Source organism: Nocardiopsis sp. RV163 (genome assembly GCF_001029525.1).
GTDB classification, from domain to species: domain Bacteria; phylum Actinomycetota; class Actinomycetes; order Streptosporangiales; family Streptosporangiaceae; genus Nocardiopsis; species Nocardiopsis dassonvillei.
The window spans coordinates 1-4,473 of the sequence record NZ_LEKI01000259.1 but is presented as its reverse complement, the minus strand read 5'-3'; the positions used below and the strand labels follow the sequence as shown (position 1 = coordinate 4,473).

Annotated in this window: 7 protein-coding genes; 6 read left to right on the top strand and 1 reads right to left on the bottom strand. The window is 73.0% G+C overall.

Translation table 11 applies throughout. The features are described 5' to 3' along the window. Positions 1-995, bottom strand: a 995-nt coding sequence (locus ABD54_RS25545) for an alanine racemase (protein WP_047872107.1), incomplete at its 3' end; no start/stop codon positions are given. Positions 996-1,173: 178 nt separating this feature from the next. Between ABD54_RS25545 and purU the strand changes: the two genes are divergently transcribed. From purU to ABD54_RS25515, 6 genes are all read left to right on the top strand, one after another. Then, entirely contained in the window at positions 1,174-2,061 is an 888-nt protein-coding gene (purU, locus tag ABD54_RS25540) for a formyltetrahydrofolate deformylase (RefSeq protein WP_047872106.1), read from the top strand. A gap of 356 nt (positions 2,062-2,417) precedes the next feature. Further along, a complete protein-coding gene (locus tag ABD54_RS25535) occupies positions 2,418-2,888 on the top strand; it encodes an Asp23/Gls24 family envelope stress response protein (protein WP_082166996.1) in 471 nt (156 codons plus the stop codon). Beyond that, positions 2,888-3,208 carry a hypothetical protein gene (locus tag ABD54_RS25530; RefSeq protein WP_047872104.1) on the top strand — a complete coding sequence of 107 codons (321 nt, stop codon included), beginning with the start codon at positions 2,888-2,890 and terminating at the stop codon, positions 3,206-3,208. Before ABD54_RS25535 ends, ABD54_RS25530 begins: the two co-directional genes overlap by 1 nt. 38 nt (positions 3,209-3,246) lie before the next feature. Further along, positions 3,247-3,420 carry a hypothetical protein gene (locus ABD54_RS28680; protein ID WP_200904195.1) on the top strand — a complete coding sequence of 58 codons (174 nt, stop codon included), beginning with the start codon at positions 3,247-3,249 and terminating at the stop codon, positions 3,418-3,420. Between the two features lie 17 nt (positions 3,421-3,437). After that, complete coding sequence (locus ABD54_RS25520) at positions 3,438-3,806, top strand: Asp23/Gls24 family envelope stress response protein (RefSeq protein ID WP_047872102.1); 369 nt, start codon at positions 3,438-3,440, stop codon at positions 3,804-3,806. A 1-nt stretch (position 3,807) separates the two neighbouring features. Beyond that, entirely contained in the window at positions 3,808-4,413 is a 606-nt protein-coding gene (locus ABD54_RS25515) for a DUF6286 domain-containing protein (protein WP_047872101.1), read from the top strand. Positions 4,414-4,473 lie beyond the last annotated feature (60 nt).

Sequence of the window (4,473 nt, the reverse complement as noted above, 5' to 3'; positions counted from 1 at the left end):
TGGGGGAGCGGGGCGCGGTGGGCGTTCACGGGGCCCGAGGCGGTGTAGCCGCCGCCGAGTGCGGTGGCCGCGCCCGGTCCGGGTCGGCGCACGACGGGGAGCGCGAACAGGGCGGCGGGGCGCCCGCCGAAGGAGCGGTAGTGGTCGAACAGGTGCGGGTGGTAGAGCCCCGAGCCCGCCGCCAGCTCTGTCACGGCCCTCTCCCCGCCGGTGGTGTGCAGGCTGCCGGTGCCGCCGCCGTTGACGAAGCGCAGGTCGGCGACCTCCCCGACGGCGTGCACGATGGCGGCGCGGCGCTTGGCCAGCTCCAAGGCCGAGCGGCGCTGGACGGCGCGCAGGAGGCGACCGTAGAGCGGCCTGCCGGGCGGGGCGTCGCCCACACCGGCGATCTGGCCCTCGTAGGCCATGATCCCGTCCAGTTCCAGTTCGGGTCGGGCCGCGACCGCGCGGGCGAACGCGGCGGCCTGGGCCGGGGTGCGCACGGGGGAGCGGTAGGTGCCCACGCGCAGGCGCGGTCCCACGGGCTGCCAGCTGGTGTCCACGTCCAGGCACACACGGACCGGCGGGGCATCGGCGCCTCGGGAGTCGGCGGCCTCGGCGACGGCCGCGCCGATCAGGTCCAGGTGCGCGGTGTCGTCCACCATCAGGGTGATGGCGCGGGCGGCGCGGGGGTCGCGCACGAGCCTGGCCAGGGCCTGTCGGTCCACGGTGGGGTAGGCGACGAGGACGTCGTCGCTGAGGGGGCGGTCGCCGGTGGCCAGCCAGAGGGCCTCGGGCAGGGTGAAGGCCATGATTCCCGCGTAGCCGGGCAGGGCGAGGACGGTGCGCAGCAGTTCGCGGCTGCGCACGGACTTGCTGGCGATCCGGATGGGTTTGCCGTGGGCGCGGTGGGTCAGGTCGGACGCGTTGGCGCGCAGAGCGGCGAGGTCGACGAGGGCGAAGGGGGCTTCGAGCCCGCGTGTGGCGGACTCGTACGTTTCGCGCAGACTTGTCATGTCCTGAGCATGCCAGAACATGAATGTCTTTCATATTCTCGGCGGGAAAGGGGATGCGGTATCCCCGCGGCGGGCGGTCCGCGGGCGGGTTCGCGATAACCGGCCCCCGGTGTTGCGGTGGCGATACCCTGGGGTGTCACGGCTGATCAGCCGTCCGACCCCGGGAGTGGTTCTTTCCATGAGTGAGCGTGAGTACGTCCTGACCCTTTCGTGCCCCGACAGCCGGGGCATCGTCGCCGCTGTGGCCAACCTGCTGTCCGACCACGGTTGCAACATCACCGAGAGTCAGCAGTACGGCGACCACTACACGGGACGCTTCTTCCTGCGGATGCAGTTCGCGGCCGAGCGGAGCGACGACGGCGTGGCCGGGGCGGACGTCCTGCGCGGTGCCTTCGCGGCGCTGGCGGGGGACTTCGGCGGAGGGAACGGCGACGCGTTCGTGGAGTGGACCCTCAACCGCCGCGACGTGCGCCCGCGCATGATCGTGATGGTGTCCAAGTTCGGCCACTGCCTCAACGACCTGCTCTACCGCCAGCGCAGCGGCCTGCTGGACGCCGACATCGCCGCGGTGGTCTCCAACCACCCCGACCTGGAGTTCCTCGCCGACTCCTACGGCGTGGACTTCCACCACCTGCCGGTCACGGCCGGGAGCAAGAAGGAGCAGGAGGCACGCCTGCTGGAGCTGGTCGACTCCTACGACGTGGACCTGGTGGTCCTGGCGCGCTACATGCAAGTGCTCTCCGAGCAGCTGTGCGCCAAGATGTCCGGCCGGATCATCAACATCCACCACTCCTTCCTGCCCAGCTTCAAGGGAGCCCGGCCCTACCACCAGGCCCACGCGCGCGGCGTCAAGCTGATCGGCGCGACCGCCCACTACGTCACCGCCGACCTCGACGAGGGCCCGATCATCGAGCAGGAGGTGTCCCGGGTGGACCACACGCACAGCCCGGAGCAGCTCACGGCGATCGGCCGGGACCTGGAGTCGGTGGCGCTGGCGCGCGCGGTCAACTGGCACGCGCAGCGCCGCGTGCTGCTCAACGGGGGCAAGACCGTCATCTTCGGCTGATCCGGACGCCCGCCTCGCTGCAGCGGGGTGCGGTCCACGCACGGGGGCGCCTGCGGGCGCCCCCGTGCGTTTTCCTGGCCGACCGGATTCTCGACGCTGTTTTTGGTCGGAGTTGGGGCGCGCGTTGCCCGTTCCGACCAGGAAAAATTACTCACAGTGCTTTGTCGAATACAGTGTGTGTGTATATGGTGTGATCAGTTCGACATCCTTCCGGCCAGGACACGGGCCCGGGTTTCGGTCCGGCCCTCTGGGAGGGCACATCCGCCGGGAAGGCGCGGGGAACGGTCCGGGGCGCCCTCTGCGCCGCGACCACCCGTGCGGCCCGCACACTGCGTAGGGGGAACCCAGTGACGGACATGAGGACCGAGACCAAGGTGCCGGGAGCCCGCGAGTCGGGCCGGACGAACCGGGGGGACTCCTCCCGCGAGGAGGGCGGGCGCACCCAGATCGCGGACGGCGTGGTCGCCAAGATCGCCGGCATGGCCGCGCGTGAGATCGGCGGCGTCCACGCCATGGGCGGCGGGACCGCGCGGGCGGTCGGCGCGGTCAGGGACGTCGTTACCCGGGGCGGCGACAGCGGCTCGGTCGCGCGGGGCGTCTCGGTCGAGGTGGGCGAGCGCCAGGCCGCCGTCGACATCGACCTGGTCGTCGAGTACGGCGCCGCCATCCAGGACCTGGCCGCGGCCGTGCGCCGCAACGTCACCTCGGCGGTGGAGCGCATGACCGGGCTGGAGGTCACCGAGATCAACATCCGGGTGGACGACATCCACCTGCCCGACGACGACCGCGGCGAGGACGACGGCGAGTCCGCGCCCCGGGTCCGGTGATGACGGCCGCCGACGCGGACCCGGGCGAGGTCGCCCGGCGCCTGGCGCGTGAGGCCGAGCGCTTCCCGGACGTGGTGGAACTGTCCTCGGGGGGGTTCGGCACGCTGACCACGCCCGTACCCGGAGGACGGGTCCTGGGGGTGGCGGTACGCGCCGACAGCGTCGAGGTCGGCGTCGTGGTCCGGTTCGGGCGGCCCCTGCCGGAGATCGCCGCCGAGCTGCACCGCGGCCTCACCCCGGTCGCCGGGGGTCGCGCAGTCCACGTGTCCGTGGAGGACGTGGTCGCGGGACTGCGGGACGGCGCCCGTACGAGTGGTTGAACAGGCAGCATCGGGTGCTGGACAAGAGGGGGGAAGCCATGTGGCCCATCGTCGGACTGTCCTACGGGACGGTACTGGGTCTGGCCGCCGCGTTCGGCGGTTTCACGGCCTTCGCGCTGGTCCTGATCCTGGGGGTCGCGGGGTTCGTCGCCGGTCGGGCGATGGAGGGCGAGATCGACCTCACCGCGATGTTCTCGCGGCGCTCCGCCTGAGACGTGAGGGAGCGGACGTGGCCGGAGTGCGGACCAGTACGGTTCCCCGACAGCGGGAACGCCCGGGCGACGAGGTCGCCCGGGAGAGGAGCGGGGCGGACCGCGACCCCGGCGGCCGCACCGTCATCGAACCCGGTGTGGTCGAGAAGGCTGCCGCGCGCGCGGTCCGCGAGGTCCCCGGAGCCCTCCCCGCCCGGTCGCGCACGGCGCGGGCCCGGGTGAGCGGCGAGGTCGTTCTGCTCAGGCTGCGGGTCGGCGTCCGCTACCCGCACTCGGTGCGCGAGGTCGCCGCACGGGTGCGCGGGCACGTCGTGCGGCGGATCGAGCGGATCACCGGAAAGCGGGTCCACCACATCGACATCGAGATCGCGGAGTTGGTGCGCTGACATGACCACCGTGGAAGAGGTGCTCGGACGCCCCGACCAGGGCGTCGACCGCCGGGCCAGGCGGGTGGCCGTCCACACGTTCCGTCCGCGGCGGTCCTGGCCCGCGGTGATCACGGGCCTCGTGATCCTCCTCGTGGCCGTCGTGGCCGCCGCCGAGGTGATCTCGGCCCTCGCGGGGAGCCCGCTGGGGCTGATCCCCGTCGGCGCGGCCAGCGGTTACGCGGCGACCACGACCTGGTCGATGCCGTCGGTACAGATCGCCTCGGCGGTCCTGGCGCTGATCGGGCTGGCCCTGATCGTGGCCGCCCTGGCCCCCGGGCGGGGACGCTGGACCGCCCTGCGCACTGACGACCCCAACCTGGTGGTGGGGCTGACCCGGCCCGCGCTGCGCCGGGCGGTGGCCGCCGCGGCCGAGGGCGTCAGCGGCGTCGAGGGCGTGCACGTGACGGTGCGCGGCAACAGGATCCGGGTGCACGCGCGCACCGGGATGCGCAGGTCGGCGGGGCTGCCCGCCGAGGTGACCGCGGCCGTGGAGCGGCGGTTGGAGGAGCTGGCGCCGCTGCGCAGCATGCGGATCGCCACCCACGTGCGGTACGCGGAGGGTTGACCATGGCTGGTGACAGGTCGCGCAGGTCGGCGCGGGGGAACCGGTGGGGGCTGGCGGTCG

Excerpts from the sequence above, each read along its gene's own strand:
- purU (WP_047872106.1), top strand. The coding sequence starts at position 1,174 with ATGAGTGAGCGTGAGTACGTCCTGACCCTTTCGTGCCCCGACAGCCGG.
- ABD54_RS25535 (WP_082166996.1), top strand. The coding sequence starts at position 2,418 with ATGAGGACCGAGACCAAGGTGCCGGGAGCCCGCGAGTCGGGCCGGACG.
- ABD54_RS25530 (WP_047872104.1), top strand. The coding sequence starts at position 2,888 with ATGACGGCCGCCGACGCGGACCCGGGCGAGGTCGCCCGGCGCCTGGCG.
- ABD54_RS28680 (WP_200904195.1), top strand. The coding sequence starts at position 3,247 with ATGTGGCCCATCGTCGGACTGTCCTACGGGACGGTACTGGGTCTGGCC.
- ABD54_RS25515 (WP_047872101.1), top strand. The coding sequence starts at position 3,808 with ATGACCACCGTGGAAGAGGTGCTCGGACGCCCCGACCAGGGCGTCGAC.